At 65.1% G+C, this 18,280-nt stretch carries 18 protein-coding genes and 1 tRNA gene; 17 read left to right on the top strand and 2 right to left on the bottom strand.

What is annotated here, in order from left to right; all coding sequences use genetic code 11:
* Nucleotides 1-204: 204 nt before the first annotated feature.
* The 9 genes from ACYQ2W_RS12100 to ACYQ2W_RS12060 all read left to right on the top strand — a co-directional run bounded on the left by ACYQ2W_RS12100 (nucleotide 205) and on the right by ACYQ2W_RS12060 (nucleotide 7,961).
* Nucleotides 205-1,404 (top strand): toxic anion resistance protein, encoded by a 1,200-nt coding sequence (locus tag ACYQ2W_RS12100; protein ID WP_459867086.1) that lies wholly within the window; start codon nucleotides 205-207, stop codon nucleotides 1,402-1,404.
* Nucleotides 1,404-2,231, top strand: a complete 828-nt coding sequence (locus ACYQ2W_RS12095) for an ABC transporter permease (RefSeq protein ID WP_459867083.1) — start codon at nucleotides 1,404-1,406, stop codon at nucleotides 2,229-2,231. The genes ACYQ2W_RS12100 and ACYQ2W_RS12095 overlap by 1 nt, the downstream gene beginning before the upstream one ends.
* Complete coding sequence (locus ACYQ2W_RS12090; protein WP_459867080.1) at nucleotides 2,228-3,130, top strand: ABC transporter ATP-binding protein; 903 nt, start codon at nucleotides 2,228-2,230, stop codon at nucleotides 3,128-3,130. The genes ACYQ2W_RS12095 and ACYQ2W_RS12090 overlap by 4 nt, the downstream gene beginning before the upstream one ends.
* Entirely contained in the window at nucleotides 3,127-3,711 is a 585-nt protein-coding gene (locus tag ACYQ2W_RS12085; RefSeq protein ID WP_459867077.1) for a hypothetical protein, read from the top strand. The genes ACYQ2W_RS12090 and ACYQ2W_RS12085 overlap by 4 nt, the downstream gene beginning before the upstream one ends.
* A gap of 143 nt (nucleotides 3,712-3,854) precedes the next feature.
* Nucleotides 3,855-4,496, top strand: a complete 642-nt coding sequence (locus ACYQ2W_RS12080) for a hypothetical protein (protein WP_459867074.1) — start codon at nucleotides 3,855-3,857, stop codon at nucleotides 4,494-4,496.
* A gap of 103 nt (nucleotides 4,497-4,599) precedes the next feature.
* Nucleotides 4,600-5,343: a helix-turn-helix transcriptional regulator gene (locus ACYQ2W_RS12075; protein ID WP_459867071.1), complete on the top strand. Its 744-nt coding sequence runs from the start codon at nucleotides 4,600-4,602 to the stop codon at nucleotides 5,341-5,343.
* 409 nt (nucleotides 5,344-5,752) lie between these two features.
* The gene (locus ACYQ2W_RS12070; protein WP_459867068.1) at nucleotides 5,753-5,977 is read left to right on the top strand and encodes a response regulator transcription factor; all 225 of its coding nucleotides are present in this window, start codon (nucleotides 5,753-5,755) and stop codon (nucleotides 5,975-5,977) included.
* A 92-nt stretch (nucleotides 5,978-6,069) separates the two neighbouring features.
* Complete coding sequence (locus tag ACYQ2W_RS12065) at nucleotides 6,070-6,822, top strand: hypothetical protein (RefSeq protein WP_459867065.1); 753 nt, start codon at nucleotides 6,070-6,072, stop codon at nucleotides 6,820-6,822.
* A gap of 77 nt (nucleotides 6,823-6,899) precedes the next feature.
* Entirely contained in the window at nucleotides 6,900-7,961 is a 1,062-nt protein-coding gene (locus ACYQ2W_RS12060) for a PKD domain-containing protein (protein ID WP_459867062.1), read from the top strand.
* Nucleotides 7,962-8,099: 138 nt separating this feature from the next.
* Here ACYQ2W_RS12060 and prfA read toward each other — a convergent pair whose 3' ends face one another.
* Together prfA and hemA are read right to left on the bottom strand one after the other, a co-directional pair.
* Nucleotides 8,100-9,176: a peptide chain release factor 1 gene (prfA, locus tag ACYQ2W_RS12055; protein ID WP_459867059.1), complete on the bottom strand. Its 1,077-nt coding sequence runs from the start codon at nucleotides 9,174-9,176 to the stop codon at nucleotides 8,100-8,102.
* 208 nt (nucleotides 9,177-9,384) lie between these two features.
* Complete coding sequence (gene hemA / locus ACYQ2W_RS12050) at nucleotides 9,385-10,641, bottom strand: glutamyl-tRNA reductase (RefSeq protein ID WP_459867056.1); 1,257 nt, start codon at nucleotides 10,639-10,641, stop codon at nucleotides 9,385-9,387.
* A 321-nt stretch (nucleotides 10,642-10,962) separates the two neighbouring features.
* On the opposite strand from hemA, the gene ACYQ2W_RS12045 reads away from it, so the two are divergent.
* The 8 genes from ACYQ2W_RS12045 to ychF all read left to right on the top strand — a co-directional run bounded on the left by ACYQ2W_RS12045 (nucleotide 10,963) and on the right by ychF (nucleotide 18,214).
* Nucleotides 10,963-12,693 (top strand): tetratricopeptide repeat protein, encoded by a 1,731-nt coding sequence (locus ACYQ2W_RS12045; RefSeq protein ID WP_459867053.1) that lies wholly within the window; start codon nucleotides 10,963-10,965, stop codon nucleotides 12,691-12,693.
* On the top strand, nucleotides 12,690-13,301 hold the full coding sequence (gene lolB / locus ACYQ2W_RS12040) for a lipoprotein insertase outer membrane protein LolB (RefSeq protein WP_459867050.1): 612 nt from the start codon (nucleotides 12,690-12,692) through the stop codon (nucleotides 13,299-13,301). The genes ACYQ2W_RS12045 and lolB overlap by 4 nt, the downstream gene beginning before the upstream one ends.
* Nucleotides 13,302-13,553: 252 nt before the next feature.
* Entirely contained in the window at nucleotides 13,554-14,405 is an 852-nt protein-coding gene (ispE, locus tag ACYQ2W_RS12035) for a 4-(cytidine 5'-diphospho)-2-C-methyl-D-erythritol kinase (RefSeq protein ID WP_459867047.1), read from the top strand.
* 19 nt (nucleotides 14,406-14,424) lie between these two features.
* Nucleotides 14,425-14,499, top strand: a tRNA-Gln gene (locus ACYQ2W_RS12030).
* A gap of 99 nt (nucleotides 14,500-14,598) precedes the next feature.
* Nucleotides 14,599-15,537, top strand: a complete 939-nt coding sequence (locus ACYQ2W_RS12025) for a ribose-phosphate diphosphokinase (protein ID WP_459867044.1) — start codon at nucleotides 14,599-14,601, stop codon at nucleotides 15,535-15,537.
* A 107-nt stretch (nucleotides 15,538-15,644) separates the two neighbouring features.
* Nucleotides 15,645-16,274 carry a 50S ribosomal protein L25/general stress protein Ctc gene (locus ACYQ2W_RS12020; protein ID WP_459867041.1) on the top strand — a complete coding sequence of 210 codons (630 nt, stop codon included), beginning with the start codon at nucleotides 15,645-15,647 and terminating at the stop codon, nucleotides 16,272-16,274.
* 81 nt (nucleotides 16,275-16,355) lie between these two features.
* Nucleotides 16,356-16,928 (top strand): aminoacyl-tRNA hydrolase, encoded by a 573-nt coding sequence (gene pth / locus ACYQ2W_RS12015; RefSeq protein ID WP_459867038.1) that lies wholly within the window; start codon nucleotides 16,356-16,358, stop codon nucleotides 16,926-16,928.
* A 194-nt stretch (nucleotides 16,929-17,122) separates the two neighbouring features.
* On the top strand, nucleotides 17,123-18,214 hold the full coding sequence (gene ychF, locus ACYQ2W_RS12010; protein WP_459867035.1) for a redox-regulated ATPase YchF: 1,092 nt from the start codon (nucleotides 17,123-17,125) through the stop codon (nucleotides 18,212-18,214).
* Nucleotides 18,215-18,280 lie beyond the last annotated feature (66 nt).

Here is an 18,280-nt window from a genome sequence, read left to right as displayed (position 1 = left end):
GGGCAGCGGGTCTGTGGCCGAGATGATCTTCCCGAACGGCACATCACGTTCGGGAGGTGTAGCGGGAAAGTTGAAACGGCGGTGCCTCCGTTCGCGTCGGCGCAGTAGCGCCGACCTACGGCCGGGGTGCCGGACTGTCGCGCCGGCGTTTCGTCGGGCGGTACCATTTTTGCGTTTGCGCGTCAGCGCCGCGGAGGAGAGAGCATGAGCGATCAGGAAAACAAGCTGGTTTTCGCGGACAAGGAGAAGCTGCGGACGGAACTGGACCTCGCCGATCCGTTCGCCGCCCATGGCGCGGGGGAGATCGCCGACGCCAAGCTCGCCGCCCAGGCGGAGGACGTGGTGGCGCGGATCGTCGCCACCGACCTCAACGACGGCGCCGGCCAGGAGCGGGCGAAGGCGGCGGTGGAGACCCTCGGCATGAACCTGCAGAAGGAGGCGGCGCGGCGTAGCGCGATGCTCAAGCAGCCGCTGTCGAAGATGATGAAGGACAGCGACGAGGGGGGCGAGGTGGCCCGCTCGCTGATCGACCTGAAGATGCAGGTGGAGGATCTCGACCCGGCCCGGGTCAACCTGGAGGCGGGCTGGGCGACCCGCCTGCTCGGTTACATCCCCGGCGTGGGCACCCCGGTCAAGCGCTACTTCTCCCGCTTCGAGAGCGCCTCCACCAGCATCGATGCGATCATCAACTCCCTGGAGGGGGGGCGCGAGCAGCTCAAGCGCGACAACATCACCCTGAGCGCCGATCAGCAGGCGATGCGCCAGCTGACCCACAAGTTGGAGCGCACCGTCCAGTTGGCCCAGTTGATCGACGCCCAGCTCCAGGCGCGGCTCGACAACGAGATCCTGCAGGACGACCCGCGCCACCGGTTCATCGCCGAAGAGGTGCTGTTCCCGCTGCGTCAGCGTACCCAGGACCTGCAGCAGCAGTTGCTGGTCAACCAGCAGGGCTATCTCACCACCGAGATGATCGTGCGCAACAACAAGGAGCTGATCCGCGGCGTCAACCGCGCGCTGAACACCACGGTCAGCGCGCTGCAGGTGGGGGCGACGCTGGCCATGGCGCTGGCCAACCAGCGGATCGTGTTGGAGAAGGTGGAGGCGATCAACACCACCACCGAGAACCTCATCGCCTCCACCGCCGAGCGGCTCAAGACCCAGGGCACGCAGATCCAGAAACAGGCCTCCAGTTCGCAGATCAAGGTGGAGGTGCTGAAGCAGGCCTTCGCCGACATCACCCAGGCGGTGGAGGATATCAGCGCCTATCGCCAGAAGGCGCTGCCGGAGATGGCGGCCAACATCCTCGAAATGGACAAGCTGTCGAAGGTGGCCGAGGATCAGATCCGCAAGATCGAGAACGCCGAGGAGACCATGGGCGATTTCCCCTTGGAGATCGTCGACTGATGGGCAGACTGTTCGGCATTCACGCCCGCCCGGCGGGCTGGCTGAAGTGGCTGCTCGCCGCGCTTCCCTTCGTCCTCGTGTTGGGGGTCTACCTCGGCGCCTCGGAGATCCGCCACCGGGACAATCCCCGCGACAAGCTGCTGCCCGGCATCGGCCAGATGGCCCAGGCGGTGCAGCGCATGGCCTTCGAACCGGACCGGCGCAGCGGCAAATACCTGATGGCCAGCGACACCCTCGCCAGCCTCACGCGGCTGTCGATCGGCCTCTCGCTGGCGGCGCTGGCGGGGTTGCTGCTCGGCCTCAACATGGGGGTCTTCCCCGGCATGGATCGCGGCTTCAACCCCTTCGTCACCTTCTTCTCGATGGTCCCGCCGCTGGCCATTCTGCCGATTCTCTTCATCAGCTTCGGCATCGACGAGCTGGCCAAGATCATGCTCATCTTCATCGGTATCTTTCCGCTGATCAGTCGCGACATCCGCCTCGCGGTGCGCGCCATCCCGAAGGAGCAGATCACCAAGGCGCTGACCCTCGGCGCCTCCCAGCTGGAGGTCACCTACCGCATCGTGCTGCCGCAGGTGATGCCGCGCCTGCTCACCGCGGTGCGCCTCTCGCTGGGCGCCGCCTGGCTGTTTCTCATCGCCGCCGAGGCGATCGCCGCCAACGAGGGGCTCGGCTACCGCATCTTCCTGGTGCGCCGCTACCTGGCGATGGATGTGATCCTGCCCTACGTGCTGTGGATCACCTTCCTCGGTTTCACCTTCGACTGGCTGCTGCGCCAAGCGGAGCGGCGCTTCTTCCCCTGGCACCGCGGCGGGGCGGCGTCATGAGCCGGGGGGAGAGCTACCTGCTGATCGAGGACGTCTACCAGCGCTACGGCGACAAGGTGGTGCTCGACAACATCGATCTGGCGGTGGACGAGGGGGAACTGTGTACCCTGGTCGGCCCGAGCGGCTGCGGCAAGTCGACGCTGCTGCGCATCCTGCTCGGCGAGGAGCGGCAGAGCGAGGGGCGGGTGCTGCTCGAGGGCAGGCCGGTCGGCGTGCCGGACCCGCGGCGCGGGATCGTCTACCAGCGCTACTCCCTCTTCCCCCATCTGAGCGTGCTGGACAACGTCACCCTGGGGCTGCGCCTCGGCGGCCGTGCCGATGCCGGGCGGATGAGCAGAAAGGCGATCGAGGAGGAGGCGCTGAGCTACCTGAAGCGGGTCCGCCTGGAGGAGCACGCGCGCAAATACCCGCACGAACTCTCCGGCGGCATGCAGCAGCGCGCCGCCATTGCCCAGTCGCTGATCATGAAGCCGAAGCTGCTGCTGATGGACGAGCCGTTCGGCGCCCTCGACCCGGATACCCGCGAGGACCTGCAACTCTTCCTGATCGAGCTGTGGGAGGAGCAGCGGATGACCGTCTTCTTCATCACCCACGACCTGGAGGAGGCGGCCTTTCTGGGGACCCGCCTGTTGGTGCTCTCCCAGTATTACCGCGACGACCGGGGTAGCGGTCCCGACGTCGGTCGCGGCGCCAAGATCGTCGCCGACCACGCCCTGCCGCGCCGCATGACCAGTACCACGGTCAAGCACTCGGCGGAGTTCGGCGAACTGATCCGCCAGGTGCGCCAGGCGGGGTTCAACCCCGAATACCTCCAGCATGCGCGGGCGTTCAATCTCACCCATCCCAGTTCGTTCCAGACGCTGACGGACGAGGAGTCGAACGGTAAGGAGTCGATATGAATCCGACGGAAGAGAAGACGATCGGCTGGCGTGACTGGATCGTGCCGCTCGGCGCGCGCTCGCAGACCCTGCGCCAGGCCCTCGACGGCTCGGCTCACCTGAGGGCGGGGCAGGGTGATATCCCGCTGATCATCCAACTGGTGGAGAATCCGAAGTTCGATATTCCCGGGATCGATCTGTTCAACGGCGCGGTCGATCTCGATACCCACGATTGCATCCATGTGCTGCTGGGGCGCGGGATGCTGCCCAAGGACGAGGCGTTCGTCATCGGCTTCACCATGGGCAGCACCAACCGGGTGACGACCACCGAGGAGAAGCTGTTCGCGCTGGCCGCGAAATATCTCTACCCCGGCCCCTACAAGTTCTCCGACGAGGAGATCCACGTCTTCCGCGATGCGGTGCGGCTGGGTTTCGTCTCGGACTGTGAATCCCTGTCGAAGATCGATTACGGCCAGTACATGGACCTGCCCGTCGGCGAGATCCGCGAGAGTATCGGGCTCGAAGCCGATCTGCTCGAGGCCTACTATCGGATCGAGAAGCGCCGCTATCCCGACGACGTTGCGAGCCGGCGGATCGTTTGAGCGCGGTTCCATGCCGGGACGCGGAAGGAATCCGTGTCCTTGAAATCGTGCCGGATCGTGGTTCGTCTTCTGTCCGTTTTCGGGAGCATGACCTCGAATGGGTTTTTGGGGTGGAGCCTTGGAGAGTCGAGGAGGGTGAAGTCGTGAGAGGGCCGTTACTCGGGTGTCTGTTCGGTGTGGTGCTGTTGATGGTCTCCCGCACCGTATCGGCTGAGGATGTGCTTGAGGGGGACCGCTTGTCGATTGCGGCGGTCGATACGGAGCAGCAGGTGGCGCGGTACCAGAACGTCGTTTTTCGTCATGTGGCGGGGGCGGAGTGGCAGCTCCTCTCCTATGACGAAGTTGGCGAGGGGGTCCATCTGGCGCCGATCTCCCAGCTGTCGTCGCAGGTGACCGACGCCTTTCCCGCCCACGTGCTGCTGCAGGTGGCCGGGGTCTTCCCCAGCGGTTGCGACTATCTAGGCCGAGTCAGCCAGCGGCGTGACGGCAACCACTTCAGCGTGGCGATCAATCAGGGCACCAGGACGGACCCGAGCGTGGCCTGCACCATGGCGGTCGTTCCCTTTACCACCACCCTCTCCCTGCCGGTCTACGGGTTGCCCGCGGGGGAGTACAGCTACAGCGTCAACGGTGCGACCGGCACGTTCGAGTTGGCGCAGGACAACGTGTTGCCGGGTGATTGCCCCAACGTTTCCCAGGGTTGGTGTGAGGCCGATTCGACGGTGGGAGGTCCGGCGGTGGATTGGACGACCGTGGCTACCCCTGAGGATTCGGAAGGGGGGTGATGGGATTGGCCTGCCGAGCCGTTGGTCGAGTTCGTCGGTTCCCGGCCTCGGGGGGCTTGAAGGGGTCCCTCCGGGGCGGCATGGCCGTCATGGGGAAATCGAGATGCGGATGATCGAAAGGCAGCGTGAGTGGATCGCGGCATTGCGCGAGGCCGGAAACGCCGACGAAGTCTATTCCGTAGTGGATCGGTGCCGTGATGCGCTGGGCTTCGAATTCTACGGGGTGGGGGTGCGGTTCAGCGAACCGGGAAGCCCGCCGCGATTCGTCGGGCACGCGAATTGGCCGAGCCGCTTGATGGAGCGCTATGCCGCCGAGGCGTTCTATCGGGATGATCTGGTCTACCGGCGATGCCTGGAGACCCGGGAGCCGGTCGGTTGGGATTACCTCGATCGAGTCCGGGGGGCTGCGTCCTATCGAAGGGTTCATGAAACCATCGATGCGCACGGCGTGCGTGCCGGGGTGACCTTGATCGCCCGCCTCACCTGTGGCGGGGACGTCACCTTGGCCATGGGCGTCGACAAGCGGCGGGCCTATTCCCGCTCGGCTCACGTCTCGCGGGCTGCCGGCTCGATCGCGCTGGGCCTCGCCGAGGTCGGCGAAGCGTTGGTTCGGGTCGAAAATGCGCAAGTGTTGAAGTCGATCTCGTCAAGTGAGAGGGATTGCCTCTACTGGACGGCGGCAGGGAAGATCGCCAAACAGGTTGCGGCAATTCGCGGGAGTTCTCCGGGAACCGTCAAGAAGCAGCTCAAGAGTTGCAAGGAAAAACTCTCCGCATCCACCCTCTCCGAGGCGGTATGTAGGGCCCATCGTCTGGGGCTTTTCGAAAACCAGACCTGGCTACCGTAACCGTCGCTCAACACCCGTCATCTTCGGCCGGGTGCTCTTCTCGATCCCCCTGCTTCATTCGGGCCGACGCGTAGCCGCTCCGGCCCCGTCCAATCGTTCTCATCCTCTTCCTTCCGACGGTGTCGCCGTTCCCGTGGTCTCGGGGTGCACCTTTTCGGGCATCTATGCGCGGTGTCCCCTTCGGTTCTGTGAATTTCGAATGTCAATGGTCCCTATCGACCAGTGCCGGTCGTTGGCGGATTTCCGATACTCGACGGCAACGGGTCCATCGTGGACGAAGAATTCGTTCCGAGCGGCTCGGAAAGAGCGGGGTGGTGTCGGAATTTCACCATTTCTGGCGATGTCGAATGGGGAGTTCCGGCGATAGCCTTGGGGTGTCCAATTGGCTGAGTGAGAGGAGAGGGTCGGTATGACCGATGGAGTCGGGGAGTCGCCTTCATTGACGGCGAGGGAGACGGAATGCGTGAGGTTGATAGCGGGGGGCGCGTCATCCTCGGATATCGCGCGCAGATTGCACATTTCGTTGGATACCGTAAACACACATATTTTCAATGCAAAAAGAAAAATGAACGTTAGTCGTCGAGGGGAGTTGGTGGCCAAGGCAGTAATGTTGGGTTTTATTGATCTTCGATGATGTGGTTGGGCGCGTATGTCAACGGTCCGCTATATATGGGGTGGAGGGGTTGTGTTCGATAAATTGTTTATATCAACTTGGAGAGCGGGTAGATGGTAAGGTTGTTAGTTAAAATGTTGGCTGTGTGTGTGATGTTCGTGTATGGGACTGAGGCATTCGGGGAGTATAGATTTGTAATTCCATTTTATAAAAATAACGAAAAGGTAAGGAGTGGTTTTTTGGTAAGAAATGTGTCTGATCAGTCCATAACATTTGACATGAAGATATATCGAGGAGATGGGCAGGTTATCTGGAGGAACGATGGGGATGATGCAGAAAGAGAGTTGGGTGTTGGGGGGGAGATTACATACATTCCAGATGGAAGCGAGACGCAGACCGTTGCTGATAGTGGATGGATTGATGTTCGAACAAGTGCTGCTGGAAGTATTGCGGTGATGGGGCTGGGCTTGGCTGGAAGCTCCCTGTTTGCTCTTCCGGCTGTGACCGACAGTGCGTCCTGGAAAACCAATTGGGTGATCCCGCACTTTCAGACCGGTAATGGCTTTAAGTCAGAAATGTGTTTTTGTAATCCGGAGGATTTTGGACGGCAGTATTCTGTGTATTTGAAATACTCGGATATTGACGATAGGGTTGTAACTCATAGTTTAACTGTTGATGTTGAAGCTAAGGGGGCGGAGTGTGTTGATATAAATGAACAGATTGGCGCGTCTGTTACGGGTTGGGGGAGTGTGAGTGCGCTTTGGTCTTATAACGGCTTGCTTCCGGAGCGTCCTGGGTTTCCTCCTGGGATTGTGTTTTTCTACAATCAGGGACAGTCGATTGGTGTTCCGTTCCTGCCTCAGTGATTGGCTGTGAGGGTGCCATGGTGGATTTTGTGCCTAGGTTGAAGTCTTGTCTTGTATCATGTCGAGCGGGGGGTGAGATGAATGACAGATTGAGAGGGATTGTTTTTGCGATCTTCTTGTTGCTCGTCTTTTCGCGCATTGTATCGGCATCCGCGATAGATGATGTGTTGGGTCAAAATGAAAATGTGGGCGCGGAAAGCGATGTCGTGGAAAATCATGATCCGGCCGCAATGGTTCTTGTGGAGTCCTCGGTAGAGGGGGTTGCGCCGTTCACTGTTTCTCTAACTGCATCTGGCTCGTCCGACCCAGATGGAGACCCATTGTCCTATCGTTGGGTCGCAAGCAACGGCGCCACGGCAGAGGGCGAGGAGGCGCAGTTCGTTTTCGATGCGCAGGGGAGCTACTCCGTGACCCTGACCGTGGACGACGGTCGAGGGGGGAGTGATCAAGCGGTTCTTTCACCGATCGTGGTGTCCGCTTCGGATGAGACGGAGAGCGAGGCGCCGGCGGACGGATTGCTCTCCCTGGGAAGCGGTGGACTGGCCTGGAACCCGGCCAGCGGAGATTCGCCTTCGGTCCCTTCCAGCGGTGAGGAGCCGGTTTTCCGTGGGGCTGTGGCGCTGGGGGAGGGCGTGGGGGCCTTGGCTCAGGACGGCATTCCGCGGGCCAGCGGGGAGATCACGCTCAGTGGTTCGGTTACTCCGCGGGCGGCAGACGTCGGTGAGGTGGCGGATCTGTTCGCGATCGCCTATTGGGTCGGCGCAGAGCGCGTGGTCCCCGGGGAGAGTTATGCGGAGAGCTGCGCGTCGGGGCGGGGGGCGTACTACATGGTGGTGCGTATACCGGAGGGCGAATCGACCGATGCGTGGGACTGGTATGTCCCGCTCGGCTTCGATGACGGTTTGGCCCGCAATCGCATGGCGCTTCGGGCGATGGTCGAGTGGACCGGCTACCTCTCCGATCTGGCGTTTGTCCGGGAGGGGGTGACGCTTACCCGGCAGGCGGTGGAGCTGCCGGTGTTGCAGCGAACGAGAATCGGCTATGCGGGCCGGGCCTGCTTCACCCTGGGGTATCAGGTACGGAGTTCCAGGGAGGTGGTGTTCAGCGGCGAGACCCTCAATTTGACCGTCGTGGAGTGAGGGTTTCGATCGGGCGGCTGGCCGACTTTCGTACAACGCGGGAGTCGGCTTTTTTTGTGCGGACTGTACACGGGGTGGCCGCTCCTTTCCTCTCCCCGTGGCGGCGCGCTATGTTCCGTCGCTTCCGTAGCTGGAGCGTCAGCCCCCCAATTCCGCCAGCAGCTCCGCCTGATGCTCCTGGAGCAGCGGGCCGACCACTTGGTCGAGGCCGCCCTGGAGCACCTCGTCGAGCTTGTAGAGGGTGAGGTTGATGCGGTGGTCGGTGACCCGGCCCTGCGGGTAGTTGTAGGTGCGGATGCGCTCGGAACGGTCGCCGGAGCCTACCTGGAGCTTGCGGTTCTGCGCGGTGGCGGTGGCCTGCTTCTCCTGTTCGGCGGAGAGCAGCCGCGCCTGCAGCAGGGACATCGCCTTGGCGCGGTTCTTGTGCTGGGAGCGCTCCTCCTGGCACTCGACGACGATGCCGCTGGGCAGGTGGGTGAGGCGGATCGCCGAGTCGGTCTTGTTGACGTGCTGGCCGCCGGCGCCGCTCGCGCGGTAGGTGTCGACCCGCAGATCGGCGGGATTGATCTCGATCGCCTCCACCGACTCCACCTCGGGGAGCACCGCGACGGTGCAGGCGGAGGTGTGGATGCGCCCCTGGGATTCGGTCTCGGGGACCCGCTGGACGCGGTGGGCGCCGGATTCGAACTTCAGCTTGGAGTAGGCCCCCTGGCCGACCAGGCGGGCGATGATCTCCTTGTAGCCGCCGTGCTCGCCGGGGCTCTCGCTGATCACCTCCACCTGCCAGCGCATCCGCTCGGCGTAGCGCGAGTACATGCGAAACAGGTCGCCGGAAAAGAGCGCCGCCTCGTCGCCGCCGGTGCCGGCGCGGATCTCGAGGAACAGGTTGCTGTCGTCGTGGGGGTCCTTGGGCAGCATCAGTACCTGGAGTTCGCGCTCCAGCGCCTCTGCCCGTTCTTTCGCCGCATCCAGCTCCTCGGCGGCCAGCTCCCTCATCTCCGGGTCCTTGAGCATCTCCTCGGCCTCCCCGATCGCCACCTCGGCCTCGCGGTAGCCGTTGAACGCCTTCGCAATCGGGGTGAGCTCGGCGTACTCCTTGGAGAGGTCGCGGAAGCGGTTCTGGTTGGCAATGACGTCGGGCTCGCCGAGCAGCACCCCCACCTCCTCGAAGCGCTCGGTGAGACTCTCCAGACGATCGTGAATCGATGCTTTCATAAACTTACGGAACCATCCGCCGGAACGGCGTCAAAGAGTGGGTGGAACAGTCAAACGCAGGCAGGAAGTTTGAAATATGGCAGCTCCGTTCCGATGGGCACGCTGCGCTTTGCCCATCCTACGACGGTTCCGAATTTCCATCGGTTGGAGCGCTGGAAGGTGGTGGCACGGCCAAGCGTTCGCGGAGCGACATGACTGGAAAACGGCCTTAGCCGTTTTCCAGTTGGAAGAGCTCGCTGGCGGCGGCGAGGATCTCCTGGCGCCCCTCGACGGCGGCCTGGCGCAGCCGCACCGTCGGCTCGTGGAGCAGCTTGTTGTTGAGGGTGTGAGCGTACCACTGAAGCACTTCGAAGGGTTCCTTGCCGGCCATCAGCTGGCGCCGCGCCTGGTGCAGCACCTCCTCGGCGGTGCGCTCGGCGTTGTCGCGGAAGGCGCGGATGGTGGCCACCGACTGCAGTGAGGTGAGCCACTCCATGAAGTGCTCCACCTGGGTGTCGATGATCTCCTCGGCCTGTTTGGCCGCCTCCTCGCGGGAGCGCCGCCCCTCGTCGATCACCTCCTGGAGGTCGTCGACGGTGTAGAGGTAGATGTCCTCCAGTTCGGCGACTTCGGGTTCGATGTCGCGTGGCACCGCGATGTCGACCATGAACATCGGCCGGTGCTTGCGCTCGCGCAGCGCCCGCTCGACCATCCCCTTGCCGAGGATCGGCAGGGGCGCTGCGGTGGAGGAGATGACGATGTCGGCGTCGGCCAGGTGGGCGGGAATCTCCTGCAGGGCGATGGCGAAGCCGTCGAACTGCTGGGCCAGGGTATGGGCCCGCTCGGCGGTGCGGTTGGCGATGATGATGTTGCCGATACCGTTCTCGAAGAGGTGGCGGGCGACCAGTTCGATGGTCTCGCCGGCGCCCACCAGCAGCGCCTTCTGGCTGGCGAGGTCGCCGAAGATCTGGCGCGCCAGGCTCACCGAGGCGAAGGCGACGGAGACCGCGCTGGCGCCGATGGCGGTGTCGGTGCGCACCTTCTTGGCCACCGAGAAGGTGTGCTGGAAAAGCCGCCCGAGCAGCCCGCCCATGGTGCCGGCGGAGCCCGCCTTCTGGTAGGCGTCCTTGATCTGGCCGAGGATCTGCGGCTCGCCGAGGACCAGCGAGTCGAGCCCGGAGGCGACCCGCAGGATGTGACGTACCGCATCGCGGTCGGGGTGGACGTAGAGGTAGGGGATGAAGTCCTCGCGCGGCAACTGGTGGTAGGTGCGCAGCCACTCGGTGACCTGCGCCTTGCCCTCCTCACTGACCTCGCAGTAGACCTCGGTGCGGTTGCAGGTGGAGAGGATCGCCGCCTCCTCGATCGCCGGTAGGGCCACCAGCTGGCGCAGCGCGTCGGGCAGCCGGTCGGGGGAGAAGGCGACCCGTTCGCGCACGTTGACCGGCGCGGTCTTGTGGTTGATGCCGACGGCGAGCAGGGGCATGGGTCTACGCAGCTGTCTGATAATGGGTGGAAAATTTTGCTTTATGACGGCGGCGAATACAACCCGTCGGGGCACGGCGAGGGTGGGTAAAATGGGGTATAGTAAGAATTTCCCGCAATCGCCACGGCCGCGCCGGGTGGTCGCGCGGCGGCACCGACCGCCTCCGTTCGCTCCCTTGGGAGCCTGTCGGATTTATGACGATTCGGCCGCGAAAGCGGGATGTCGGCCCCTGTTTTCGCAGCTCGATTCCCCATTGTCCGACAGGCTCCCGGCTGACGGGTGCCCGCCCCCAACCGTACAGAGTTCCCGATCCGGATCGCCATGAAGTCAAGCCCTCTGCTCTTCGCCCTCCTGCTGGCCGGTTGCTCCACCGCACCGGTGTCGTCCACCGCCGAGAACCCGGCGCCGGAGCCGGCCGCCCCCGCGGCATCGGCGGCCCCCGAGGGGGAGGCGCCCGCCGCGGCGGAATTGACCCCGGAACTGGTCTACGGGGTGTTGCTCGGCGAGATCGCCGGCCAGCGCCACGAGTTCGGGGTGGCCACCGCCGCCTATCTGCGGGCGGCCGAGATCTCCGATTCGCCCCGGGTGGCTCGCCGGGCGGCGCGGATCGCGCTCTTCTCCCACGATCCGGCGGCGGCGCTGAAGGCGGTGCGCCGCTGGGTGGCGCTGGCACCGGACGACGCAGAGGCGCACCAGAGCCTCGGCGTGCTGCTGGCCCGCGGCGGTGAGGTGGAGGCGGCGGTGGCCGCCTTCGAGCGCTACATCGAGCTGGTGGGGGATCGCGAGAAGGCGCTGCGTGCGATGCTCCATGCCCTGGCCGGCGAGGAGGACCGGGCGCAGGCGTTGCCGGTCTTCGGGGCGCTGGCCGGGCGCCACCCCGACGATCCCGACGTCGCCCTGGCCTACGCCCGCATGGCGTTGGAGGCGGGGCAATACGAATCGGCCCTCGAGCAGGCGGAGAACGCCCTGCGGTTGCGCAGCGACTGGCGCGACGCCCGTCTGTTGCGGGCTCGCATCCTGATCGCCCTGGAGCGTCCGGAGCCGGCGCTGGCCGATATGCGGGCGGCGATCGCAGACCAGCCCGATGACCATCTCACGCGGATGGCCTATGCGCGGATGCTGGTCCAGCTGCGCCACCTCGACGAGGCCGCCGCCCAGTTCGAGGAGGCGCTGCGGATCGAGCCGAAGGACGACGACGCGCTCTTCGCCCTTGCCCTGCTCGCGCTCGACCAGGAGCGGCTGGAGCCGGCCCGCGGCTATCTGGAACGGCTGATCGCCCTCGGCAAGCGCCTCGACGAGGCCCACTACTACCTCGGGGTGATCGCCGAGCGCGAGGAGCGGCCGGAGGAGGCGGTGACCCACTACGGGGCGGTGGAGGGGGGGGAGTACGGACTCAGTGCCCTGGTGCGGCGGGTCCATCTGCTGGCCGGGCTCGGCCGGATGGCCGAGGCGCGGGCGGAGCTCGCCCAGTTGCGCGGCGCCAATCCCCAGCTGTCGATCCAGCTCTACCAGCTGGAAGGGGAGTTGCTGCGCGAGGCGGGCGACTACCCGGCGGCGCTGGCCATCTACGACGAGGCGGTGGCGCGTCACCCCGGTGACGACGACCTGCTCTACAGCCGCGCGCTGGCCGCGGAGAAGGCGGGGCGGATCGACGTCCTGGAGCGCGACCTGCGGTCGATCCTCGAGCGCAAACCCGATCATGCCCAGGCCCTCAACGCCCTCGGCTACACCCTTGCCGACCGCACCGATCGCCATGCGGAGGCGCTGAAGCTGATCGACCGCGCCCTGGAGCTGGATCCGGACGACCCGGCGGTCCTCGACAGTGCCGGCTGGGTGCGCTACCGCCTCGGTCGGCTGGAGGAGGCGCGCGGCTTCCTCCAGCGCGCCTTCGACAAGGCGCACGACCCGGAGATCGCCGCCCATCTGGGGGAGGTGCTGTGGGTCATGGGGCGTCGCGACGAGGCGCGGGCGGTGTGGGCGGAGGCGAAGGCGAAGGCGGCCGATCCCGACCACCCGGTGTTGCGTGAGACCATGGAGCGTTTGATCCGGTGAGGCGGCTCGCCGCCGTTCCGTTGCTGGCGCTGCTTCTGGTGGCGGGTTGTGCCGCACCGCCGCCGCGGGGGGGCGAGGAGGGCGGGGCGCAGCGCGTGGCCCGCCAGCAGGCCCGCCAGGCGGTCGAGCGCTGGGTGGTGGACGGCCGTGTCGCGGTGCTGCGGGAGGCGGAGAGCTGGCACGCCTCGCTGCACTGGGAGCAGCAGGGGAAGGATCAGGGGGAGCGCTACCGGATCCAGCTGACCGCACCCCTCGGCCAGGGGGGCGTCGTGCTGCGCGGGCTGCCCGGTTCGGTGATGATGGAGTACGACGGCGGGGCGGTGATGGCCGCCGATCCGGAGAGCCTGCTGGAGCGCCACCTCGGCTGGCGGATCCCGGTTACCGGTCTGCGCTACTGGGTGCGCGGGCTGCCCGACCCGGCGACGGCGGGCGATCTCCATTACGGCGAGGACGGCCACCCCGATCGTCTCGACCAGGAGGGCTGGAAGATCGAGTTCCGCCGCTGGGGCGAGGTGGATGGGCTGGCGTTGCCGGAGAAGGTCTTCATGGAGAGCGCGGGGCTCAAGGTGCGGCTGGTGATCGACCGGTGGCAGTTGCCGGCCTCTTGAGTGCTTCCGCCATGGTCCGATTCGGGATGGGTTGATCGGGGCGTAGGGTTCTCCGGATTCAGGTCAAAGGCGAAAGGTAAAAGGGAAGAGCGGCCGTGCCGAATCGGCGCCATGTAGCTTGTTTTCCGGGTAATGCGGCATCGAAGATCGGGTGGAGTCGAACGAAGGCCCTTTAACCTTTCGCCTTTGACCTGCGTAATAGCCGCGCTCATCATCGTGCCCCTGATGCCACCCGATTGCACCGAATCCCCCATGACCCGCCCCTCCTTCGACCTCGATTGGCCGGCGCCGGCCAAGCTCAACCTGTTCCTCCACGTGGTCGGCCGGCGCGACGACGGCTACCACCTGTTGCAGACCGTCTTCCAGTTCCTCGATTACGGCGACACCCTCCGTTTCACCCCTCGCGACGACGGCGCGGTACGTCTCGCCGTGCCGCTGCCGGGGGTGGCCGAGGAGGAGGATCTGACGGTGCGTGCCGCCCATCGGTTGCGGGAAGCGTGCGGGGAGGCTCGCGGGGTGACCATCCGGGTGGAGAAGCGCCTCCCCATGGGCGGCGGGTTGGGGGGCGGCAGTTCGGACGCGGCCACCGTGTTGGTGGCCCTGAACCACCTCTGGGAACTCGGCCGGACGGAGGATGAGCTGGCCCGGCTGGGGTTGTCGCTGGGGGCCGACGTGCCGGTGTTCGTCCGCGGTCGGGCCGCCTGGGGGGAGGGGGTGGGGGAGCGCCTAACCCCGGTGACCCTGCCGGAGCCGTGGTTTCTGGTGGCGATGCCGGAGGTGACGGTCGCCACCGGGGCGGTGTTCGGCGATCCGCAATTGACACGAAATTCGCCCCATATCACAATAGCCGACTTCCTTTCGGGAGCCGGTCGCAACGATTGCGAGCCGCTGGTGCGCCTTCGCTACCCGCCGGTGGATGAACTCCTCCGCTGGTTGGGGCGTTTCGGCGCGGCGCGGCTGACCGGTACCGGGGCGTGCTGCTTCGTCGCCATGGCCGACGAGGCGGCGGCCCGCGGGGCGCTGGCCGAGTTGCCGTCCCGCTGGCGCGGCTTCGTCGCCCGGGGGAGGAATGAGTCGCTGTTGCACCGCCGGATGACGGGGTAGCGTCGATCTGCACAGATTTTGGGGTGTCGCCAAGCGGTAAGGCACTGGTTTTTGGTATCAGCATTCCCAGGTTCGAATCCTGGCACCCCAGCCAAATTCCGCGCCGCCCCTCCCTTTGGAGGGGCGGCCGTTTTTTCGGCCTAGAGAGAAGGTGGTCATGACGAGGGTGGGTACTACCGTGTCCGACGGCAGGATGATGATCTTTTCGGGCTCCGCCAATCCGGAGCTCGCGCAGAAAATCGCCAACCACCTGGGGATGCCCCTGGGCAAGGCCCACATCGAACGCTTCAGCGATGGCGAGGTGTTCGTCGAGATCGTCGACAGCGTGCGCGGCAAGGATGTCTTCATCGTCCAGCCCACCTGCGCGCCGACCAACGATAATCTGATGGAGCTGCTGGTGATGGTCGACGCCATGCGGCGCGCCTCCGCCTATCGCATCACCACGGTGATCCCCTACTACGGCTACGCCCGCCAGGATCGCCGTCCCCGGTCGGCCCGCGTGCCGATCACCGCGCGGCTGGTGGCCGACATGATCGCCGTCTCCGGCGTCAATCGGGTGCTCACCGTGGATCTCCATGCGGACCAGATCCAGGGGTTTTTCAGCATGCCGGTGGACAACGTCTACGCCTCGCCGATCCTGCTCGGCGACATCTGGCGGCAGACCTATCCCAACCTGGTGGTGGTCTCCCCCGACGTCGGCGGCGTGGTACGTGCCCGGGCCATCGCCAAGCGGCTCGACGATGCCGATCTGGCGATCATCGACAAGCGCCGGCCGCGGGCCAACGTCGCCGAGGTGATGCACATCATCGGCGAGGTGGAGGACCGCACCTGCGTGCTGGTGGACGATCTGGTGGATACCGCCGGTACCCTGTGCCACGCGGCGGATGCACTGAAGGCACGGGGGGCGCGGATGGTGGTGGCCTACTGTACCCATCCGGTGCTCTCGGGCAAGGCGATCAGCAACATCGAGAACTCCCAGCTCGACGAGCTGGTGGTGAGCGACACCATCCCGTTGCAGCCGGCCGCCGCCGCTTGTCCGAAGATCCGCGTCGCCAGCGTCGCCGAAATGCTCGGTGAGACCATGCGCCGGATCAACCAGGAAGAGTCGGTCAGCTCCATGTACATGGATTGATCGCCACGCAATTTTCGGCATCCCCGCAAGGCGGGGCTGCCGGGAACCACGCCGCCCCTGGTCGCGGGGGCGGCGTTTTTATCTTGAACTACTTGGAGAAATTGAACATGGCAATCAGCTTCGACGTGAATGCCGAGTCCCGCAACGACATGGGGAAGGGTGCGAGCCGCCGCCTGCGTCGTCAGGGCAAGGTGCCCGCCATCATCTACGGCGGCAGTGGTGAGCCGCGGCCCATCTCGGTGTTGCAGAACGAGATGATCCAGCACCTCGACCACGAGGCCTTCTACTCCCACATCCTCAAGGTGGTGGTCGACGGCAAGGCGGAGAAGGCGGTGCTGCGCGACGTCCAGCGCCACCCCTTCAAGATCGATATCCTGCACATGGACTTCCAGCGGGTGGGCGACGGCGACACCATCAAGATGCACGTGCCGCTGCACTTCACCAACGAGGAGATCGCCGTTGGCGTCAAGCAGGGCGGTGGCCAGGTACGTCACAATCTGGTCGAGGTGGAGGTGGCCTGCCAGGCCAAGGACCTGCCCGAGTTCATCGAGGTCGATCTGACCGACCTCGGTCTCGGTGAGTCGATCCACCTCTCCAACCTCAAGCTGCCCGAGGGCGTCGAGCTGGTGGAGCTGAGCCACGGCGAGGATCACGACCTGCCGGTGGTCTCGATCCAGAAGGGTCGTGGCGCCGCGGCCGAGGGCGAAGGTGAGGGCGAGGAGGGCGCCGAGGGTTGATGACCCTCTTCCCGGAAGGGGCGGTTGGCGCCTTTTCCGGGGAGCCCGCCCTCCTCCCTCACTATCCGTTTCGCATCGATCATGGGTGCCATCTCGCTCATCGTCGGCCTGGGTAACCCCGGCCGTTCCTACGAAGAGACCCGCCACAATGCCGGCTTCTGGCTGGTGGACGAACTGGCTCGCCGCTATGGCGGCCACCTCAAGGCGGAATCGCGGTTTCACGGCGAACTGTGCAGCGTGCGGATCGCCGGTCACGAGGTGCGGCTGCTCAAGCCCGGCACCTTCATGAATCGCAGCGGTCAGGCGATCCACGCCGTGGCCCACTTCTACAAGCTCCCCGCCGAATCGGTCCTGGTCGCCCACGACGAGCTGGATCTTCCTCCCGGCACCGTTCGCTTCAAGCGCGACGGCGGTCACGGTGGCCACAACGGCCTGCGCGATACCATCGCCCGTCTCGGCAAGGTGTTTCCGCGCATCCGTCTCGGCATCGGTCACCCCGGACACCGCGACCAGGTTCACGACTACGTGCTGGGGCGGCCCTCGGGCGACGATCGTCACGCCATCCTCGCCGCCATCGACGAGGCGTGCGACGCGCTGCCTCAGCTGCTGGAGGGCGACGTGGAGAAGGCGATGAATCGCCTCCACTCGCGTTGACGGTCGAAGGTAAAAGGCTACAGGTCAAAGGTTAAAGGGCCTTCGTTCGATGCCATGCAATTTGTCGAGGCCATGTTGGTCGGGAAGTGATTGCGGGCGGAGGCCGGCATGGCCTTCTTTCCTTTGACCTTTAACCTTTTTCCTTTCACCTATAACCCTTTACGTTCATCGTAATCATTCGTCAAGGAATCGCCATGGGCTTCAAATGCGGCATCGTCGGCCTCCCCAACGTGGGCAAGTCGACCCTCTTCAACGCCCTGACCAAGGCCGGCATCCAGGCCGAGAACTACCCCTTCTGCACCATCGATCCCAACGTCGGCATCGTCCCGGTCCCTGATCCACGGCAGGACAAGCTGGCGGAGATCGTCCAGCCGCAGCGGGTGCTGCCCACCACCATGGAGTTCGTCGACATCGCCGGGCTGGTGGCCGGGGCCTCCCAGGGGGAGGGGCTGGGCAACAAGTTCCTCGCCAACATCCGCGAGACCGATGCGGTGGTCCAGGTGGTGCGCTGCTTCGAGAACGACGACGTGGTCCACGTCGCCGGCAAGATCGACCCGCTGGGCGACATCGAGGTGATCAACACCGAGCTGGCCCTGGCCGACATGGAGAGCGCGGAGAAGGCCCTGCTGCGCGCCCAGAAGCAGGCGAAGACGGGTGACAAGAAGATCAAGGCGCGGGTCGAGCTGCTGGAGCGGCTGAAGGCCCATCTCGACGAGGGACGCTTGGCCCGTACCCTGGAGATGAGCGACGAGGAGCGGGCGGAGATCCGCGACCTGTTCCTCCTCACCATTAAGCCGACCCTCTACATCGCCAATGTCACCGAGGACGGTTTCGAGGACAACCCCCACCTGGATGCGGTGCGCGAGCTGGCCGCCGGGGAGGGCTCCGAGGTGGTGCCGGTGTGTGCCAAGATCGAGGAGGAGCTGGCCCAGCTGGATGACGAGGAGAAGGCGGAGTTCCTGCAGGAACTGGGGCTGGAGGAGCCGGGCCTCGACCGCCTGATCCACGCCGGCTACCGGCTGCTCGGGCTACAAACCTACTTCACCGCGGGAGTCAAGGAGGTGCGTGCCTGGACCATTCCGGTGGGGGCCACCGCGCCCCAGGCGGCGGGCAAGATCCACAGCGACTTCGAGCGCGGCTTCATCCGCGCCGAGGTGGTCGCCTACGACGACTTCGTCCAGTACAAGGGCGAGCAGGGGGCGAAGGAGGCGGGCAAGCTGCGCTCCGAGGGCAAGGAGTATGTGGTGAAGGATGGGGACGTGATCCATTTCCGCTTCAACGTCTGATTTTTTCTGGCGAAAAAATCAGAAATTTGGGGATTGAAAAGGCGGGCCGGTGGCCCGCTTTTTCGT

The organism is Endothiovibrio diazotrophicus, from assembly GCF_054657215.1.
Note: the sequence above shows the minus strand (reverse complement) of the source record. Positions and strands in the feature narration are given on the sequence as shown.